Here is an 18,827-nt window from a genome sequence, read left to right as displayed (position 1 = left end):
TTAATGAAGTTCAGATAAAAAGAATGCCTTTTTCAATTAGGCGCTCGGGGATGTAGTTGTCTAATTGTAAATATTTACAGAATTCTTCAAATTGTTGGAGAGAATGGACATTAGCCTTTTGGTACATGTTATATATTCTGTTTTCTATGGTTTTGTGGCTTACATTGTAAATTTTGGCCATTTCCTTATTTGAAAATCGGTGTAGCATAAAAAAAATGATATCCATCTCTGCCTTGGTGAACAGTTTGGTATCAATTTCTGTTGTCAAGATACTGGGTTTCTGCTGGTTGATATATTGTAAAGGTGACAATGTATTTAGGTGCTTGGCGTTCCAAACTATCCAAATACATTCTTTGTCATTGTTGTAGACTGGAAATTTTTCACTAATGAATGGTGTTAAACAATCTCGACCATACCAATAATGAGTCTCTATTACAGAGACTCTGTCCTGTGATTCTTCAGTCCTTTTATCATGTTCAGTTAGGTCTTCAGCTAACTCAGCCCAATCGGCTGGAAATTCGTTATCAAACTTTCCTTCTATATCAAAATTTATGGGAGTATTAGTATAGAGGTATGCAGCCTTGTTCATGTAGATATGTCGGGAAGTTAAGTCTTTGATTCCCCAAGGCTCACTCAGATGTTCTATCATGGCGATAAGTCCTTTTAAATAAGAATTATTATCGTTGTAGGGTGAATTCATTCTTATCTCATATGATTAAATATATTGAATCTTCTTGGAGAGATAGAAACGAGTATACTGATGAGAATACCCCCCAAGCTCTCCATAGGCTTTGTAACCTAACTTTTCATAAAAACCTCGAGCTTGAAAATTAAAAGTATCTACATAAGCCATATGGCAATGTCGCTTTAGTGCTTCTTCTTCTGCTTGTAACATAAGCTGTTTTCCGAAACCTTTTTTACGATGTTCTGCACTTACCCAGAGATATTGTATTTCAAGTCCTCCCCACCAGGTTTTGGCAACAAGTCCGGCAATGATTTGATTGCTTTCATCAGTGATTGTGAGAAATAGAGGTCGGATATCTACATCACTGTATTTTTGGTTATGTGCCCAGAGATTTTGAATGACATATGTTTCATCCTGTGGGTTTGGAGTATCAGTAATATGCATTTTCATTTTTAAAGGTACCTTTTCATTCTAATAATTTTCTATATAATTATTTTTTCATGAAATTATAAATGCCTTTGATCTAGCCGCTACCACTTTTTTAATGTTGTTTCAAGGGTGTTTTTCACCCATTTCATTTTCTATAAAAAATGCTTATATTTACTTAGAGAGACAGAAGAATGCGAAATTCACCGTTCCGTAATAATATCTGTCATTCTAATTTAGTACAAAAATGTAGCACTAGACTAAGGCATCACCAGGGAAATTTATTTATTCTTATGTTGCTATATAAAAATAACCGCAAGAGTTCTTGTGGTTATTTTTTATTCGAAAATGGTTGTTTGATATACAGAATTTATATAAACATTATTTAAAATAATTATTTTTGAAATTTTCATATCATTAATTGATTTTTTGTGAAAACTGTAGTTAGTATGCCCTCTATGTTTAGTGGAAGATGTAGTCATAAATAACAATTCAACATACTCTTTGTTAAAGGAACAATGAATTTGGTTGCTAACTTATAAAATCACTTTGTAAATAAAATGTGAAAAAATCTGTCGATTCACATTCTTTACATAATATCGCCAGATATCTTTGTGATTTTTAACAGAAAAAAAATAAATTGTCATCTAATAAATATTCTTTTCCAATAAAAATTGGATATGGAAGGGGCGTTTTTCTGAATAATCTATTTTTTCTAGATTAATTTTAGAATAAATTTCAACCAAAATGGTTGCGTTAGGTTTTTATTTTCATTAGTTTATTATTTTTATTCAATATATATAATAACAATAGGTTATTTCTTTATGTTAAATTAAGCTTAAATGTTATTTATTTTTACTTGCTTTATGGATTGCTTTGACAGGGTATCTTGTGACATAAAAGATGCTAATAAAAAATGTAATATATAACTAAAATATGACTTATTTGATCTATTCCCAGTAGACTTCAAATTGCGGTACAACCAACACAACCGCAACTTGAAAAAGGAAATATTTGGCCTTTTACACCAGAGGCAAATAGATATCTGTCACCGCCTCGGTTTCAGGGACGGTAGGGAATAACTTCACCCGTTCAAAAAATAGTGGGAAATCTCGAATCTCTTGGTTGTTTTCTGAGAGCCAAATTTTATACAAGTAATTGACTAAACTGGATATTTCTTCATCTGAACCCGTGTGCCTTAGATAGGCGCATTTTCCTGATGGAATGGTTTTTTTGGTCATGCAGGGGTGGTTAACCTCAAACGTTGAGGAGACTTCCACACATAAATCAAATTTATATTCATCTGCTTCAACCTTGGTGGGGTCGGCATAAACGAGGTTGAACGTTTTATACCGTTCGGTGGATAATTTATTGCTTATTCTCCACGCCTTGAATGCTCTGATTGTATTACCCATATTTGAGGGTGAGCCTTTGTGCTCCATAACTGCTACGAAAGTTTCTGGAAAATTAACGATTCCTACTTCAATGTGAGGTTGTTTCTCATACATAACTTGCGTCCTAATATTATTGATGATTTGGTGTTGGTGATACCAGATAGACCAATCAGGATTTTTCCTGAACTCAGTAGGACTTTGACCAACAGAGCCTTTGAATGCTCTTGAAAAGGCTTCAGAACTCTCATATCCACATGTAAGGGCAATATCCATAACGGAAATATCGCTATAGGCCAGATCATAAACTGCTTTTTTCAATCGAAGTTGCCTGATATATGCAGCAACGCCAATACCGTAATTTGCTGAAAACAATCTGTGAAAGTGATATTTAGAACAAGCTGCAATTCGGCTCAGATTTTCTCCACTCATGGGCGTGTCGATATTGTCATTAATGTAATGAAGCAGTGCATTCAATCGCTGTTTAATCGTCGTCATAATATCCGCCTTATCGGGTACAGGAGCATGTTATATAATCTCCTGTAATAGGACATGATGAGAATTGCTGACTTTCTTTAAGTTACTTGATGAATGAGCATATTATTCAGAGTAATGCTTTCGCCCCCATTCGGTAAGTTTGTTCATAGCGTCTAATATCGCCAAACTCTGCCCGGATGATTATCCCTTCAATAAACGCTATCAGGGTTTCCGCTTTATTTTCAGCATCTTTTTGGTGAGTCGGTAAAATGGAGAGTAAGAGCGATTTTAGCCACGTTTTGTGCTGTTGAGCCTGTTTGACAATCATTTCATCATGGCCTTTAAATTCTGCTAAGGCATGCATAAATAAGCATCCTTTAAAATCAGGGGACTGGAACCATGTGAAATGCCAATCAAGGATTGTATTTAGCTTATTTTCAGTTCCTTTTGTGGCAGAGACTGCACGATTGAGCGCTTCTTCAAATCTTGTATGTCGCCTGATTAATAGACTTTCAATCAGCTTGTTTTTGGAACCGAAGTAACGGTACATAGAGGTTTTTGACACATTAGCCTTATCCCTAATCAAATCAACGCCAACCGCGTTGTAGCCGAATTGATTAAATAATGATTCTGCAATGTCCAGGATGTGTTCTTTTTTATTCATCACCATTCCCCTCAGTTATTCCAATCAGCTTTAATGAGTAACCTTACTTAATCAAAGGTTGTTTTGTTGTGTACAGATCTGTACCATCTGGTGGGTGAACAGACCTGTACACATAAAGTATCATATTTACTGAGTCATAGTGCATGCTAATCATCTGGAGAATGAAGTATGAGTAAATTAAAAGGTGGGGGAGCGTTACCGCCAAAGCCGGATTTTATTCAATTAACCAAAGGGTTATTGGGTGGTTTTCTTGGGATCTTGGTACTGAGTTATTTAAGCCAAACGACAGAATATCCGTGGCTAATGGCACCTTTTGGGGCGACCTGCGTTATTCTTTTCGCGGCACCGGCTTCTCCATTTTCCCAACCGAGAAATGTTATTGGTGGACATTTACTGACCGCAGCAATCGGGCTTATCACATTATACGCACTGGGAAACTCTTTGGTTGTGATGTCTCTGGCGGTGGGAATAGCCATTATGCTGATGCAACTATTTCGAGCTGTACATCCACCTGCAGGAGCCAATCCATTGGTTGTATTTCTGGCTGGGCAGGACGCGGTTGGTTTTGATTTTCTTTTTACTCCCGTGTTAACTGGCAGTCTGGCGCTTATTGTAATTGCCTCTTGGATTAATAATGTAGGAACAGAAAATCGTTGGCCAGTATATTGGCATGGGGTTAGCAGAAAAAAATGATGAAATGAGTAAATTGTGTTTCTATTTAGCCTGATGGTGAGGTTTATATATTCCATTTGGCTAAATGTTTTTTTAAAAATAAGTACGATTTTTGGGGAAGATTTCAATATGTTCTGAGGATAACGTCAGCACTGAACATTGTTGTGCAAAACGAATGCTTTCTTTTAGTTCCATGCCTTCCAACCAACAATGTACAAGGCCCGCCATCATAGCATCACCCGCGCCATTGGCATTGATAACATTGGTGTGGATTGCACTTGAACACCCCGATGTATTATCCCGCTCACTGTAATAGACACCTTCTGCATCCATGCTTAAAATTAAGCGCTGAACGCCATGTTGATGGAACCAATGCGCCGCATCAGCCGCATCTTTTAGCGTTTCAATTTTTATTCCACTCAAAATTTCTGCTTCACTACGATTGGGTTTTAAGGTATGGATGCGTGATAGAAAATGGCGGATTTTGGATGCCTTGGATCTTGATACAGTATCAACAAAAATGGGAACATTGTTGGCATGATTAAATAACCACGCCAAGGTTTCTTCGGTTAAATTACAATCAATGATTAATACACTGGCATTTTGGATTAAAGATTGAGCTTGAGATAATAATGTAGGCGTTAATTTCTCCAGAATACTCATATCATTAACGGCAACGATACATTTTCCATTTTCGTCTATAATAGAATTGCAGACTGAGGTCTTTTCTCCATCTAGTCTATATAAATAATTAACATTAACGCCTGTTGATTTTGTATGTTCAAATAATGCCTTTCCATTTGTATCGTTGCCAACAACAGAAATTAAATAGCTTTCATTTTTTAATAAGGCGACGTTTTGGGCAATGTTCCGCCCAACGCCACCGGGTGTCGAAATAATTTTCCCTGGGTTGGAATCTTCATAAATTAATTTGGCAGAGGTATAGCTGGTTAAGTCTATATTGGCAGCACCAATGGTTACAGTATAAACATGGTTAGATAAAATATATCCTTTGCCTTTAATATAACCTTTTTTACTTAGGTTCATAATATGTCCTGCAACACATGAGCGACTGATACCAAGAATATCAGCAAGTTCTTGTTGCTGAATGAAAGGATCTCGCTTTAGTAATTGCAATATCTGGTTTTCCCTTTTTGACATATCATACCCTTGGTTATTTTTTTACACAGATGTTTTATTTCATGTCTGGCAGACAGTAAAGATTATTTTCATATTTCTTTTCCGTTATGAGAATATGATCGTAAGTTTGATAAAATAAACACGTTACATAAAAATGTGATGTTTATCTCAAATATTGTGCTAAAAAATGAATGAAAATCAGATGAATAAATAGATTGAGTGAGCAAACACTATCTTATTCTGCCAAAATATTTTTAAAAACAATGTGTTGTGTTATTTTAGAGAAATTACAAACATATGTTTGTTTTTATGGTTTATTAATTGATTCTTAATGGATTTCAAGATGCAGCCAACAAAGCTGCAACTTGAAAAACAATGGGGAGGCGGGGCTAGGTAAGCTGCCGGAGTCCCTAAGCGACCGTATTCTGATATAAATCCCAGCGGTTCCCATAAATATCTTCAAAAACGACGACCATGCCATACTCTTCCTGACGGGGTTCTTCGCAGAAATGGACGCCATTTTCTTTCATTTTGTGATAATCACGCCAAAAGTCGTCAGTTTGCAGGAACAGGAATACCCGTCCACCACATTGGTTACCGATAAATGCTTCTTGCCTTTCGTTAGATGCCCTTGCCAGCAATAAATGACAATCACTTTCTAAGTTTGGTGTGACAACCACCCATCTCTTACCGGGCTGCGGGGTATCTTCCACCAATGTAAATCCCAGTTTATGGGTGTAATAGTCGATAGCTTTATCATAGTCATCGACAACGATGGCAAGGTAACCCATACATCTCTTTTGTGTTCTCATGATCTTCCCACTCTATTTTTTGACTTATTTTTTTGACGTAAAAAATTACAGCATCCGCGTGCCTAAGTTCACTCCTCTTTCTGGCTGAATCAGGACGGTGCCTTGATCGCCACAAACCGCAGCCAAAACTAACACTTCGGATTTAAACCCCGCGACACGTCTTGAGGGGGAAAGTGATTATTTGTCCAACGCGGATATCGAGTGACATAAAAGCGTCAAGGGTGGCGGGTTCTAAATTCATATTTTCCATAGGGTTAACTTATTGTTTAAATTATGTTGTTTAGCATAAGGAAAATATCAGGGGATAGCCAGAGTAAACTGATTTCAGCGAACGCCTCCTGCAATCAGTTTGACGTGGTGAATGTTCGGATAGTGTGCAGAAATCTTTTTTTGGTGCAGCCACCAGCACAGGTAATCTGCATCGTGGTGATGTGAATTGAATAATAAACCAACAACACTGCCGCTGTGGGCAACGTTCAGGCCATAAATGCCGGTCTGTTCGACCAAATCCTGTAGCAGATTAAAGCAGGGTTTCGGCAGTATTGATTGATCGGCAAGGGCGCTTAATGTACAGGCTTCTCCAAGGCGGTAAGGGTTATGTTGCTGGTTTGCTGTGCGGAATTGCTGCCATGCCTGCCGAAGTAATGGCGCGTTATCCAGCAACTGTCGGCGATGATCCTGTTGATGGTATTCTTGCGTTAAAAGCGTTTGTGAACTTTCCAGCAGCAAAATATCAATATCAGGCTGCCAGTCGAAGGCAATCTGCGTCTGGGCGGTGAGGTGATCAAACAAGGTTAACCGTTCAAAGATTGTACTGTCAGTGGGTTCCAGTCTGACACAGAGCTGCGCGAGTTCCGTGCTGTTCAGTGGCTGACCCAATAATCGGGCGGTGGCTTGTGCCGTAGCCGCAATATCCGCTGTGCTGCTGGCCATGCCTTTGGCAATCGGGATAGTCGATTGATATTCAATGCGCAGGTCAGCCGTCAGTTGTGGGGTTCCGTGCCAGTAATCCAGCAGTAAATTCACCATCTGCCGCATCCGTGGCCGTTCATGTGCCATGGGAATGCCTTCGCTGACAGAAACATAGCTGAACCAATTGATTGGACAGGAAATTAACTTTTCACCGCCCAATAACCACCCTTGGAGCAGTTCCCCACAGGAAGCGGGGCAACAGGCTTCAGCCATAGGCAAAAACCTGTCGCATGGCGGCGATCAGACGCTGATTTTCCCATTCACTGCGCACGGCTACGCGATAGTAGCGTTTATCCAGTCCCACATAATTTTGGCAATGGCGGATTAAAATCCGATGCTTAAGCAAGGCATGCCATAAATTAACGTCAGGATGATGACAGCGGAAGAACAAAAAATTCGCGGATGGTGGCCAGACGGTCAGTTCAGGCAAGGCGCTGAGATGTTCCCATAGGTCAGGTTGTTGTGTTTTCAGCCACTGATGTGTGGCCGTAATATAGGCGTGATCATCAAGCAAAACTTCACCTACCCGCGCCGCAAGGGCGTTGATTGACCACGGCTCACGCTGTTTTTTCATCTCCGCGATCCCCGTGATGTCCCCACTGACTAAATAACCCAGCCGCAATCCCGGAATGGCGAAGAACTTTGTCAGTGAACGCAATAGATAAAGATGTTTCGTGACGGCACACTGGGGGATCAATCCTCGGTTATCAGGCAAGAAATCAATAAAGGCTTCATCGACAATCAAGGCGATCCCATGTTTTTCACAATAGGCTACCAGCGATTGCATAAACTGGCGGTCAGGCATTAAGCCGGTGGGATTATTGGGGGTCGCCATAAAAACACAATCGGGCTGAATATGGGACAGCGCATCTAACAGGCGTAAATCCGGTTGAAATCCCGCCTCTTCCGTTAAGGGATAATCAACGATCTCAGCCCCTATTTGCTGCAAGGCGCGCCGATATTCTGCGAAGCCAGGGACGGGAAGCAGGGCGCGTTTGGGTTGCAGATAACGGACAACGGCGTAGATAAGTTCTGTTGCGCCATTACCCGCCATCACGGAAGTGCAATCACATTGATGAGCCTTGGCGATTGCCTGATGCAAATGGCGATATTCCACATCAGGGTATTTTTCGATGCAGGCAAGGTTGTCTGTAATCAGCGCCTTAACCCGTTCCGGTGCGCCGAGCGGATTGATATTGGCACTGAAATCAATTAATTCATGGGCTGAAAGGCCAAATTGTCGGGCAACTTCAGTCACATTGCCGCCATGTTCACTCATGGCCTTGCCCCATCAAGTGGATATTCTGTCAGCGAAGTCGGGGTAAAGGAGAGTGTGTGACTCAAATTAACCACCTCACCGATCACAATCAGCGCGGGGGCATGCAGGTTCTCTTCTGTTACTTTTGCTGCCAACGTTTCTAGTGTACCTATGGCCCTGCCTTGCTGGGGATGGGTGGCATACATGATCACCGCAGCGGGCGTTGCGGGGGATTTGCCGTGCCAGATTAATTGTTGGCAAATCTCCGCCAGACGGGTCATTCCCATCAGAATAATCAATGTCCCTTCCAGTTGTGCAAGCACCTGCCAGTTTTGTTGCTCGTTGCCTTGGGCAGAATGACCGGTCACAACATGGAAACCCGATGCGTAATCCCGGTGAGTGACGGGAATGCCGGCATAGGCCAGCCCACCAATTGAGGAACTGATACCCGGAACAATTTCAAATGGGATGCCATGCTGTGCCAATACTCCGGCCTCTTCCCCTCCGCGCCCGAAGACATAGGGGTCGCCGCCTTTCAGGCGAACAACCTGCTTTCCTGCCTGAGCATGTTTCACCAGAATCCGGTTAATCTCATCCTGTGAGATGGGGTGGTGATCCTGCTCTTTGCCGACGTTAATGATTTCACAATGTTCTGGTGCCAGCGCAATCAGTTCAGGGTTGACGAGACGATCATGAACAATGACGTCAGCAGATTGAATACCATGCAGCCCTTTGACGGTAATTAAACCAACATCACCGGGTCCAGCACCGACTAACCACACGTTGCCTTTATTCATTGGATTACCTCTGTGGATTTAAAATATAAATAATGAAAGCGCCGAAAAATATATTTTAATGTTTCTGTCATTATTGCTTTAATGTGGAGAAAGTGAATTTGATTTATATCAATATTCTCACTTTTAAAGATGAATTGTTTTTTATGGCGAATTTTTTATTTATCGACTAAAAATGTTTTTTCACATGAGGGTTATTTGATTTTATTAAGGATTTATTTATTTTTTATCAATTAAATTCAATGCGTTATGGTGTTTTTTGTTGGTTTTTTATTTGTGGTGTTGTATTAATTTTTATTTCTTTGAAATAAAAATTATCTTTGAAATAAATAATCATGAACAAGATCACAAAAGTAATAAAGGGTGTTTTTATAAATGAAAAAAATGTGTATTTTGAAAATAAATTAATTTTTAGATGATGGTTTTTAATTACATCGACCATGGGTTTAAATTAAATGGCGTTGATATCTATTCTGTTGATGGAATATTGATTGTAATAAGTTAACTGGCTTTTTCTTGATAAATATCAATGAATGAAAATATTGGCTTCAGGTTTTTAATACTGATACCGACATTAATGCTTCGGGGCAACCACATGCAACAAAAATATGCTTTTGTCATTGCAGGTACAGGCAGCGGATGTGGCAAGACAACCGTTGCACTGGGCATCATGCGGGCCTTGATGAACCGGCAGCTTCGGGTGCAGCCCTGCAAAATCGGGCCGGATTATCTGGATGGCGGCTGGCATCGTGCCGTAACAGGCGTGGCTTCGCGTAATCTGGATGCGTTTATGCTCCCCGTTCCCGTTCTGAATGGCCTGTTTAATCAGGCGATGGCCGATAAAGAGGTGGCGGTGATTGAAGGGGTCATGGGGCTATACGATGGTTATGGCACCAATCCTGACTATTGCAGTAGCGCGGCAATGGCGAAGCAGTTGGGTTGCCCGGTGATTTTATTGGTGGATGGCAAGGCTGTTTCTACTTCCATCGCGGCCACGGTGATGGGGTTTCAGCAATTTGATCCGGCGGTCAATATCGTCGGGGTGCTGATCAATCGCGTCAATCAGGAGAGTCATTTTCAATTGTTGCAACAGGCGATTGAACATTACTGCGGTATTCCTGTTCTGGGGAGAATCCCGGTCATGCCGGACATCGCACTGCCTTCCCGTCATCTCGGGCTGATTGCGGCACAAGGGCAAGATAACCCACCCGCTGAATGCTGGTCGCGTCTGGCCCGGCAGATTGAAGCCTCGGTAGATTTAGAACGGCTGCTGGCGTTAACCCAATTATCCGCTCTGCCGGCCGGAGATATCGATTCCCTCGTTGATCCCACGATGGGGCAAGGCTTGACGCTGGCATTGGCAGAAGATGAAGCCTTTCATTTCTATTACCCCGATAACCTGTGGTTACTGGAAAAAGCCGGTGTCACCCTGACACGCTTTAGCCCCCTGCATGATCACCAATTGCCTGAGTGCCAGATGATTTATCTGGGCGGGGGATATCCTGAAATTTATGCACAGGCATTGTCTGCCAATCATGCGATGCGTACCGCATTACGCCAGGCACACCAGAAAGGCACTCCCATTTATGCGGAATGCGGTGGCCTGATGTATCTCGGCGAAGCCCTGACCGATGTGGAAGGTGTGCGGCATAACATGGTGGGATTGATTGCAGGTGAAAGCCGGATGAGGGATCGCCTGCAACGCTTTGGCTACTGTGAAGCGATGGCAATGTGCGATACGCCTTTGGTGGCACAAGGGGAAATACTGCGCGGGCATGAGTTTCATTACTCAGATTTTATAACCACCCAGCGCCCGGTTTTTCAGTGCATTAAGCCGCGTGAGGGATCAGTACCGAAAGGAGCCGTACCGAAAGAAAAACAACAAAGCTGGTTGGGGGGCTATCAGAGTGGCAATACGTTGGCGGGATATCTGCATATCCATTTTGCCCAACGCCCCGGCCTGCTTCATCGCTGGCTGACGATGGCCCGGAGGCGGTTATGACGGTTTTGCTGTGGTTTGCTGCCTTTCTTCTGGATAGGACGCTGGGCGATCCCCCTCACTGGCCGCATCCGGTGCGCTGGATGGGGCAGCTTATCCATCAGGTTGAGTCGTTTATTCGTCGAATGAGTAAAACGGACACTGGCTTGACGTGGGGCGGTGTCCTGTTATGGCTGGTCGTCGTGGGGAGCGTTTGGCTGGTCAGTTATTGGGCGTTGCAGTGGGCTTATGGCATGACGTTTTGGCTGGGGTGTCTGGTTGAAATCTGGTTGATTTATACCGTGCTGGCGGGGCGTGGCCTGAGTGATGCGGCGGAGGCGGTTTATCAGGCATTACGCCGGGGAGATTTGGACGCCAGTCGTGAACAGCTTGCCCAAATTGTCGGGCGGGAAACCGCTCAACTGCAAGCTCCCCAAATCAGCCGTGCGGCCATTGAAACCGTGGCGGAAAACAGCGTGGATGGCGTGATTGCCCCGTTGTTCTTTTTGCTGCTTGGCGGTGCACCGCTGGCGCTGGCCTATAAAGCGATTAATACCCTGGATTCCATGGTGGGTTATAAAACGCCCCGCTATCGGGCACTGGGGATGTTTTCGGCACGTATGGATGATGTGGCGAATTGGCTGCCTGCCCGTTTGGGCTGGCTTTTGCTGGCATTGGCTGCGAAATGGCAGGGGTTGGATTTTCAGCGGGCATTGCGTATCGGCTGGCGTGATCGTTATCAACACCGCAGCCCGAACAGTGGCTGGCCGGAAGCCACCGTTGCGGGAGCCTTGGGTATCCGTCTTGGCGGGCCGAATGTTTATTTTAGCCAGCAGGTAGAAAAACCGTGGATCGGTGATGGCGGGCGCGAAGCCGTCCCTGACGATATCCCGCAGTCCGTGCAGATGATGCGGGTGGCCTCCGTGATGGCACTCCTGCTGTTTGCGCTGCTGCATAGCCTGTTCAGTGTGACGGTATAAGGAGGAAATGGCATGAGCAATTATCTTCAACAGCCCCAACAGATTGAACAAAATAGCTTCGAAATCATCACGCGTCTTATCGGTGAATTGCGCCCCGATTATCGCTTTGTCGATGCCGATCAAGAAGCGGTGATTAAACGGGTGATCCACACTAGCGCCGATTTTGATTGGCTCGATATCCTCCATTTTTCGCCGGATGTTTTGCGCCGCATTCGTGACGGTATTTTACGCGGCTGTACCTTATATACCGATACCACGATGGCACTGTCGGGCATCAATAAAACGCGTCTGGCTCAGTATGGCAGTGAATGCCGCTGTTATGTCAGTGACCCCCGGACGGTGCAGATAGCACAATCACGGCAAATCACACGTTCAATGGCGGCCGTGGATCTTGCCATGCAAGAGTCAGGAGAAAATAAACAAAGGGAGAAGATTTTTGTCTTTGGCAATGCCCCGACCGCGCTATTTCGCTTGATGGAACATCAATCAACGGAACATCAATCAACGGAACCTCAATCTTCACTGATTGCGGTGGTCGGTGTGCCGGTCGGTTTTGTGGGTGCGGAGGAATCCAAGCATGCCCTTATCAACAGCGGCTTAAGCTGCATCGCCGCGAAAGGGCGCAAAGGGGGAAGTAATATTGCCGCTGCCATTATCAATGCCATCCTGTATCGGATGCCGGAGGTGAAGCATGGATGAAGCGCGTGATAGTCAAACAGAAAAACCGGGAATCGATAACCTCGGAATGGTCTGGCATCGGGGAAAACAGTATCGCAAGGGCTACACCACGGGATCTTGTGCTACGGCCGCCGCTCGCGTGGCTGCGTTGATGGTCCTGCGTCAGCAGATTATTCATCAGGTTTCGATTGTGACGCCCTCCGGTGTCACCTTGGCCTTAAATGTCGAACAACCCTTGATCGAAGGTCAGCAGGCGATGGCGGCGATCCGCAAGGATGGTGGCGATGATGTGGATGCCACTCACGGCATGTTGATTTTTGCCCGCGTCGCCCTGAATGACAGCGGCGCGATCACACTGGATGGCGGCGAAGGGATTGGCAGGGTAACGCGGGTAGGGATTGGCTTGCCCATTGGCTGGGCTGCCATCAATAAAACGCCCCGGCATACCATTGAGGAAGCGGTACGGGAGGTGATTGGTCCGCATCGGGGGGCAGAGATTGTGATCTTCGCTCCAGAGGGGGAAGAACGGGCGAAGAAAACGTATAACGACCGATTGGGCATTAAAGGTGGGATCTCGATTATCGGCACCACCGGCATTGTCACGCCGATGTCGGAGGAGAGCTGGAAGCGTTCGCTGGCGCTTGAGCTGGAGGCGAAACGTGCCAGTGGGCTGAATCGCATTATTTTTGTACCGGGGAATCACGGCGAACGCTTTGTCAGCCGGCAATTGGGCATTGAGGCGGACTATGTCGTCACGATGAGCAATTTTGTCGGCTATATGCTGCAAGAAGCCGTGCGTTTGGAGTTTCGTCAGGTGGTGCTGGTGGGGCATGTTGGCAAGCTGGTGAAAATTGCTGCCGGTATTTTCCACACCCACAGCCATATCGCCGATGGCCGCATGGAGACCCTGATCGCGAATCTGGCTTTGATGGGAGCACCTTTAGCCCTGATTCAGGCGGTGGATCACTGTGATACCACCGAAGCCGCCATTGAGTTGATTGCTGAACAGGGCTGGCAGGCGGTATACCCACACCTTGCCCGGAAAATCTGCTGGCGTATCGAACAAATGCTGCGTTTCGCCAGCAACAAACCACAGTGTGATGCCATTCTGTTCTCTTTTGATAACCAAGTGCTGGGTTGCAACCGGCCGGTCAGCGAGATAGTCGCGGATTTTATGGAGGGCGACCGATGATCACCGTCGTTGGCATGGGTCCCGGAGCCGCCGCCCATCAAACACGGGCTGCGTTGGCGGCGATCCGGCAGGCGGAGGTGCTGGTCGGAGGCCAGCGCCATCTGGCCGCATTTCCTGATTTCCGTGGTGAAACCCGCTGCCTGAATGCCGATATGGACGGATTGATGCGGTGGCTCGAACAGAACCCGCATCGACAGATTGTAGTTCTGGCTTCGGGTGATCCCCTCTTTTACGGCATTGGCAAACGGATCAGCGAGCATTTTGTTGGGTTACCTGCAAAGGGACAAAACGTCCGCATTATTTCTGGCATCAGTTCGGTTCAATATTTGTGCGCCCGTATCTTGCTGGACATGAATGACATTTATCTCACCAGTAGCCACGGGCGGAAACCCGATTTTGACTGGCTGCTGCAACACGAAAAAATCGCGATGGTGACGGATAACGTGATTGGCCCTTACCAGATCGCACAAGAAATCAGGCTTCGCGGGCAGCAACGTCGCATGGTGATAGGTGAAAATTTATCACAAGAAAATGAGCAGATTGTTTGTTTAAGCGCGGAGCAGGTCGTTCAACGTGGCGACATGGATTATGGCTTAAATGTGGTGGTGATCCTGAATGAAAGATGAACTGTTTTTGCGCGGTCATCGCATCCCCATGACCAAAGAAACCATCAGGGCATTGGTATTAGAGCGGCTGGCGCTGGAAAAAGCCGGCCGGTTTATCGATGTCGGTGCAGGGACAGGCAGTGTCAGTATTGAAGCGGCATTGCGTTATCCCACGTTAGATATCCTCGCCATTGAACGCAAGGAAGAGGCACTGGCGTTGATTGCTGAGAATATCCGGCACTTTGGCTGTCACACGATCCGCGTCCGGTCGGGTGATGCTCCGCTGCCATTGGCAGAGACCGCCGATGCCATTTTTATTGGCGGAACCGGCGGGCATCTGACGGCAATGGTCGATTGGGCGTTGGCACACCTGAACCAGGGCGGGCGTTTGGTGATGACCTTTATCCTGCTGGAAAACTTCATGCAGGCATGGTTGCACCTGCAAGCCTGTCAGGTGGTAGCGCTGGATGGCCGTGAAATTCAGGTGGGAGAACTGACCGCCTTGGGGCAGGGGCACTACTTTAAGCCCAATAACCCAACCTATCTGATCGCCTGCCAGAAAAATTCCACCCAAGCGGTTCATTGGCAACAGGTTCATTGGCAACAGGAGCAGGAACATGTCTGAACAAATTGATAAAACCGGTTTTAATCCGGAAAAAGTCTGGTTTGTCGGTGCCGGACCTGGGGATAAGCGATTGATTACCCTGAAAGGCTATCAATTGTTGCAACAGGCTCAGGTCGTGATTTATGCCGGTTCGCTGATTAACCGGGAACTGCTGGAGTATTGTCGTGAGGGCGCGGAATGTCATGACAGTGCGGGGCTGACATTAGCGGAAATCATCGCATTGATGGCGGATGGCGTGAAAGCGGGCAAGTTGGTGGTTCGTCTGCAAACGGGGGACTTATCGCTGTTTGGCTCGATCCGGGAACAGGCCGAAGAGCTGGCCAAGCAGGGCATTGGTTTTGTCTCTGTGCCGGGAGTGAGTTCATTTTTGGGGGCGGCGGCACAATTGGGCGTGGAATATACCGTCCCCGAAATCGCCCAAAGTTTGATTATCACCCGCATAGCCGGCCGAACGCCGATGCCACCACGGGAAACGCTGGAAGCCTTTGCTGCTCACCAAACTTCAATGGCGATTTTCCTTTCAGTACAGGATATCGAGGGCGTGGTGGCCCAGTTGACTCAAGGAGGCTATGCGAAAGAAACCCCCGTTGCCGTGGTTTATAAAGCAACGTGGCCGGATTGCCAGATTGTGCGCGGGACACTGCTGACCCTCGTTGAACAGGTACACCGTGCCGGCATTCGTAAAACGGCGTTGGTCTTGGTCGGGGCTTTTCTTGGGGAAGAGTACCGTTATTCAAAATTGTATGACGCGGGGTTTGACCATGAATACCGTCGCGCTTAATCAATCTATTCCAAAACAAGCGATTCCTAAACAATCTGTTTCTGGACAAGCTATTCCTGAAAAAGCGGTTTCTCAAAAAGCCATTGCCCTGTTTTGCCTGACCGCCGGCGGTATGGCGCTGGCTCGTCGTCTGCAAACCCATTTGGCAATGGATTGTTTCACTGCGCCTGAATGGGTGGAAACCGGCTTTATGGCTTTTGACGGCACTTTTGCCAATACGGTGCGCCAGTCATTTATTCAATATGGAGCATTGATCATGATTGGTGCAACGGGGATCGCCATTCGGGTTATCGCGCCGCTTCTCAAGGACAAAATGACGGATCCGGCGGTGGTGGTGCTGGATGAAAAAGGGCAATTCGCCATCAGTTTATTGTCGGGGCATATGGGAGGCGCCAATGATCTGGCCCGCCAGATCGCGGATATCCTTGAGGGTCAGGCGGTGATCACCACCGCGACGGATGTTAACCACATCGCCGCGCTGGATATTCTGACCCAACAACTTGACGGGACAATGGAAAATTTCCGAGCCAGCGTCAAAACCATCAATCAAATGCTGGTCAATGGCAAACGCGTGGGGATTTGGTGGCATCCCGTCCTGAACGGCGAACAGGCCCACTATGATACGCAGGGATTTATTCCGGTGACCGATTTAAATCGGCTGCCCGAACTGGATGCCTTGGTCTACGTCAGTTATGCCAGTACCAAACTGGCACTGGCGATCCCAACGTTCAAACTGGTTCCTCGCCGCATTGTGGCGGGAATAGGCTGCCGACGAGGTGTGGAAGCACATCGGGTGGCGCAATTGCTGGAATGCCATCTGACAGAACAGGATCTTGACCCGCTGGCATTAAAAGCCATCGGCAGTGTGGAATTAAAACAGGCAGAACCCGCCTTAATCCAATTGGCCGAAGCCCGCCAAATTCCGTTTCACATCTTCTCAGTGGATCAGCTCGCCCAATGTGAACAGCATCAACGTGAACAACATCAATGTGAGCAACAACCGGCATTCCTGACCTCTGAATTTGTCCGAAAAACCGTGGGCATCGGCTGTGTTTCCCAACCCGTGGCCTGGCTGATGAGCCAGGGGCATCTGGTTGGCCATACCCTGCGTGAGCAGGGGGTTACCATCACATTAGGAGTACTGCATCCATGTTAACCGTGATTGGCATTGGTCCGGGCAGTGAAGCCATGATGACGCAGGAAGCCATTGCCGCATTGAAAGCCGCCGACATCGTCGTGGGTTACAAAACCTATACCCATTTGGTGAAACCGCTGGTGGGCGATAAAGAGATCATCAAAACCGGAATGTGCAAAGAGATTGAACGCTGCCAGACGGCGATTGAACTGGCAGAACAGGGCAAAAATGTGGTGATGGTTTGTAGCGGGGATGCGGGGATTTATGGCATGGCGGGATTGATTCTGGAATTGGTCAGCCAGCAAAAGCGCAATGTGGATGTTCGGCTGGTTGCGGGAGTGACGGCGAGTACGGCCTGTGCCGCCTTGCTGGGTGCGCCGTTGATGCATGATTTTTGTCATATCAGCCTGAGCGATCTGCTCACCCCGTGGGAGGTGATAGAAAAACGGGTGCGGGCTGCGGCAGAAGCGGATTTTGTCGTCTGTTTCTACAACCCCCGCAGCCGGGGACGGGAAGCGCATCTGGCGCGGGCATTCAACTTAATGGCACCGTGGAAATCGGCTGCAACCCCCGTCGGTGTGGTAAAAGCCGCAGGACGCAAGCATGAGGAAAAATGGCTGACGACGTTGGGGGAAATGGATTTTTCCCGCGTTGACATGCGCAGTCTGGTGATCGTGGGCAATCAATCCACCTATATCCGTGACGGCCGGATGATTACCCCCCGAGGGTACAAAGTATGAAACGACCACGGCTCCTCATTTTCGGCGGCACCCGTGATGCCCGCCAGATTTGCGTGATGATGGATATTGCCGGCATCGACTATGGCCTGTCAGTGGCGACCCCCACCGGTGCCCAGCAAGCGGCGGGCATTCGCGGTGAAATTGTCATAGGCCGGATGGAAGCCGAAGACATGATCGAATATCTACGACAGCAGGGAACGGACATGGTGATCGATGCTTCCCATCCTTATGCCGAACGATTGAGTCAGAACATTGTCCGTGCCTGCCAAAAACTGACTATTCCTCTCGTTCGTTATCTCCGTCCCAGCGAAATTGACGCCGTTGAACATCCCCTCATCCATAAAGTGGTCACCATCGGGCAGGCATGTGAAGTCGCCGTCAATTTGGGCACCCGCATTTTGCTGACTACCGGCAGTAAGCAATTGGCCGATTATGTGAGCCACCTGAAAGGAAAAACCGTACTGGCCCGTGTCTTGCCGACAGCGGACGTTTTGGCGGCGTGTGAATCTTGTGGGTTGTCCGTTGATCAGATTTTTGCCCTGAAAGGCCCATTCAGTGCCGATTTTAATCGGGCATTTTACCAATTTTGCCGGGCGGAAGTCGTGATAACCAAAGAATCCGGCGAACAGGGCGGTTTTAAAGCAAAAGTGGAACCGTGCCTTTCCCTTGGCTTGCCCTGCATCGTGATTTGCCGCCCACATCTCCGGTTTTCAGGAGCAGGCATTCAACAGGCTTATGGACTGGAACAGATGGCCCCGTTTTTGGCGGTTTTTTCAGCCAAAACAGCTAACCAACCAGAGAGATAACCAATAAGGAAAGGCA

The 18,827-nt window shown here is 46.6% G+C and carries 20 protein-coding genes; 11 read left to right on the top strand and 9 right to left on the bottom strand.

What is annotated here, in order from left to right; genetic code table 11:
- Window positions 1-10: 10 nt before the first annotated feature.
- The 4 genes from Xbed_RS07670 to Xbed_RS07655 all read right to left on the bottom strand — a co-directional run bounded on the left by Xbed_RS07670 (window position 11) and on the right by Xbed_RS07655 (window position 3,643).
- On the bottom strand, window positions 11-700 hold the full coding sequence (locus Xbed_RS07670) for a helix-turn-helix transcriptional regulator (protein ID WP_086112338.1): 690 nt from the start codon (window positions 698-700) through the stop codon (window positions 11-13).
- A gap of 15 nt (window positions 701-715) precedes the next feature.
- A complete protein-coding gene (locus Xbed_RS07665) occupies window positions 716-1,135 on the bottom strand; it encodes a GNAT family N-acetyltransferase (RefSeq protein ID WP_086112337.1) in 420 nt (139 codons plus the stop codon).
- A 998-nt stretch (window positions 1,136-2,133) separates the two neighbouring features.
- Complete coding sequence (locus Xbed_RS07660; RefSeq protein WP_086112336.1) at window positions 2,134-3,000, bottom strand: AraC family transcriptional regulator; 867 nt, start codon at window positions 2,998-3,000, stop codon at window positions 2,134-2,136.
- Between the two features lie 106 nt (window positions 3,001-3,106).
- Window positions 3,107-3,643, bottom strand: a complete 537-nt coding sequence (locus tag Xbed_RS07655) for a TetR/AcrR family transcriptional regulator (protein WP_086112335.1) — start codon at window positions 3,641-3,643, stop codon at window positions 3,107-3,109.
- Between the two features lie 168 nt (window positions 3,644-3,811).
- On the opposite strand from Xbed_RS07655, the gene Xbed_RS07650 reads away from it, so the two are divergent.
- Complete coding sequence (locus Xbed_RS07650) at window positions 3,812-4,336, top strand: HPP family protein (RefSeq protein ID WP_086112334.1); 525 nt, start codon at window positions 3,812-3,814, stop codon at window positions 4,334-4,336.
- 72 nt (window positions 4,337-4,408) lie between these two features.
- Here Xbed_RS07650 and Xbed_RS07645 read toward each other — a convergent pair whose 3' ends face one another.
- The 5 genes from Xbed_RS07645 to cobA form a co-directional block, all read right to left on the bottom strand.
- The gene (locus Xbed_RS07645; RefSeq protein WP_086112333.1) at window positions 4,409-5,476 is read right to left on the bottom strand and encodes a PfkB family carbohydrate kinase; all 1,068 of its coding nucleotides are present in this window, start codon (window positions 5,474-5,476) and stop codon (window positions 4,409-4,411) included.
- Window positions 5,477-5,865: 389 nt separating this feature from the next.
- Window positions 5,866-6,267 (bottom strand): VOC family protein, encoded by a 402-nt coding sequence (locus tag Xbed_RS07640; RefSeq protein WP_086112332.1) that lies wholly within the window; start codon window positions 6,265-6,267, stop codon window positions 5,866-5,868.
- Between the two features lie 324 nt (window positions 6,268-6,591).
- The gene (locus Xbed_RS07635; RefSeq protein WP_086112331.1) at window positions 6,592-7,452 is read right to left on the bottom strand and encodes a GHMP family kinase ATP-binding protein; all 861 of its coding nucleotides are present in this window, start codon (window positions 7,450-7,452) and stop codon (window positions 6,592-6,594) included.
- Window positions 7,445-8,518, bottom strand: a complete 1,074-nt coding sequence (gene cobD / locus Xbed_RS07630; RefSeq protein WP_086112330.1) for a threonine-phosphate decarboxylase CobD — start codon at window positions 8,516-8,518, stop codon at window positions 7,445-7,447. The genes Xbed_RS07635 and cobD overlap by 8 nt, the downstream gene beginning before the upstream one ends.
- The gene (gene cobA, locus Xbed_RS07625) at window positions 8,515-9,294 is read right to left on the bottom strand and encodes a uroporphyrinogen-III C-methyltransferase (protein ID WP_086112329.1); all 780 of its coding nucleotides are present in this window, start codon (window positions 9,292-9,294) and stop codon (window positions 8,515-8,517) included. The genes cobD and cobA overlap by 4 nt, the downstream gene beginning before the upstream one ends.
- Before the next feature lie 592 nt (window positions 9,295-9,886).
- Here cobA and Xbed_RS07620 point away from each other — a divergent pair.
- From Xbed_RS07620 to Xbed_RS07575, 10 genes are read left to right on the top strand one after another with little or no spacing between them, the layout of a single operon-like run.
- Window positions 9,887-11,293, top strand: coding sequence for a cobyrinic acid a,c-diamide synthase CobB (locus tag Xbed_RS07620; RefSeq protein ID WP_086112328.1), 1,407 nt, complete (start codon window positions 9,887-9,889; stop codon window positions 11,291-11,293).
- On the top strand, window positions 11,290-12,249 hold the full coding sequence (gene cbiB, locus Xbed_RS07615; protein WP_086112327.1) for an adenosylcobinamide-phosphate synthase CbiB: 960 nt from the start codon (window positions 11,290-11,292) through the stop codon (window positions 12,247-12,249). Before Xbed_RS07620 ends, cbiB begins: the two co-directional genes overlap by 4 nt.
- A gap of 12 nt (window positions 12,250-12,261) precedes the next feature.
- Window positions 12,262-12,948 carry a cobalt-precorrin-8 methylmutase gene (locus Xbed_RS07610; RefSeq protein WP_086112326.1) on the top strand — a complete coding sequence of 229 codons (687 nt, stop codon included), beginning with the start codon at window positions 12,262-12,264 and terminating at the stop codon, window positions 12,946-12,948.
- Window positions 12,941-14,119 (top strand): cobalt-precorrin-5B (C(1))-methyltransferase CbiD, encoded by a 1,179-nt coding sequence (cbiD, locus tag Xbed_RS07605; RefSeq protein ID WP_086112325.1) that lies wholly within the window; start codon window positions 12,941-12,943, stop codon window positions 14,117-14,119. The genes Xbed_RS07610 and cbiD overlap by 8 nt, the downstream gene beginning before the upstream one ends.
- Window positions 14,116-14,745 (top strand): cobalt-precorrin-7 (C(5))-methyltransferase, encoded by a 630-nt coding sequence (locus Xbed_RS07600; protein ID WP_086112324.1) that lies wholly within the window; start codon window positions 14,116-14,118, stop codon window positions 14,743-14,745. The genes cbiD and Xbed_RS07600 overlap by 4 nt, the downstream gene beginning before the upstream one ends.
- The gene (locus tag Xbed_RS07595; protein WP_086112323.1) at window positions 14,735-15,349 is read left to right on the top strand and encodes a decarboxylating cobalt-precorrin-6B (C(15))-methyltransferase; all 615 of its coding nucleotides are present in this window, start codon (window positions 14,735-14,737) and stop codon (window positions 15,347-15,349) included. The genes Xbed_RS07600 and Xbed_RS07595 overlap by 11 nt, the downstream gene beginning before the upstream one ends.
- Window positions 15,342-16,130 (top strand): cobalt-precorrin-4 methyltransferase, encoded by a 789-nt coding sequence (locus Xbed_RS07590; protein ID WP_086112322.1) that lies wholly within the window; start codon window positions 15,342-15,344, stop codon window positions 16,128-16,130. Before Xbed_RS07595 ends, Xbed_RS07590 begins: the two co-directional genes overlap by 8 nt.
- Window positions 16,111-17,286, top strand: coding sequence for a cobalt-precorrin 5A hydrolase (gene cbiG / locus Xbed_RS07585; RefSeq protein ID WP_086112321.1), 1,176 nt, complete (start codon window positions 16,111-16,113; stop codon window positions 17,284-17,286). Before Xbed_RS07590 ends, cbiG begins: the two co-directional genes overlap by 20 nt.
- Window positions 17,280-18,005 carry a precorrin-3B C(17)-methyltransferase gene (locus Xbed_RS07580; protein ID WP_086112320.1) on the top strand — a complete coding sequence of 242 codons (726 nt, stop codon included), beginning with the start codon at window positions 17,280-17,282 and terminating at the stop codon, window positions 18,003-18,005. The genes cbiG and Xbed_RS07580 overlap by 7 nt, the downstream gene beginning before the upstream one ends.
- On the top strand, window positions 18,002-18,811 hold the full coding sequence (locus tag Xbed_RS07575) for a cobalt-precorrin-6A reductase (RefSeq protein ID WP_086112319.1): 810 nt from the start codon (window positions 18,002-18,004) through the stop codon (window positions 18,809-18,811). The genes Xbed_RS07580 and Xbed_RS07575 overlap by 4 nt, the downstream gene beginning before the upstream one ends.
- The last annotated feature ends 16 nt before the right edge of the window (window positions 18,812-18,827 follow it).

The organism is Xenorhabdus beddingii (assembly GCF_002127545.1).
Classification (GTDB): domain Bacteria; phylum Pseudomonadota; class Gammaproteobacteria; order Enterobacterales; family Enterobacteriaceae; genus Xenorhabdus; species Xenorhabdus beddingii.
The sequence above is the reverse complement of the archived record's forward strand: the minus strand, read 5'-3'. Positions and strand labels throughout refer to the sequence as shown.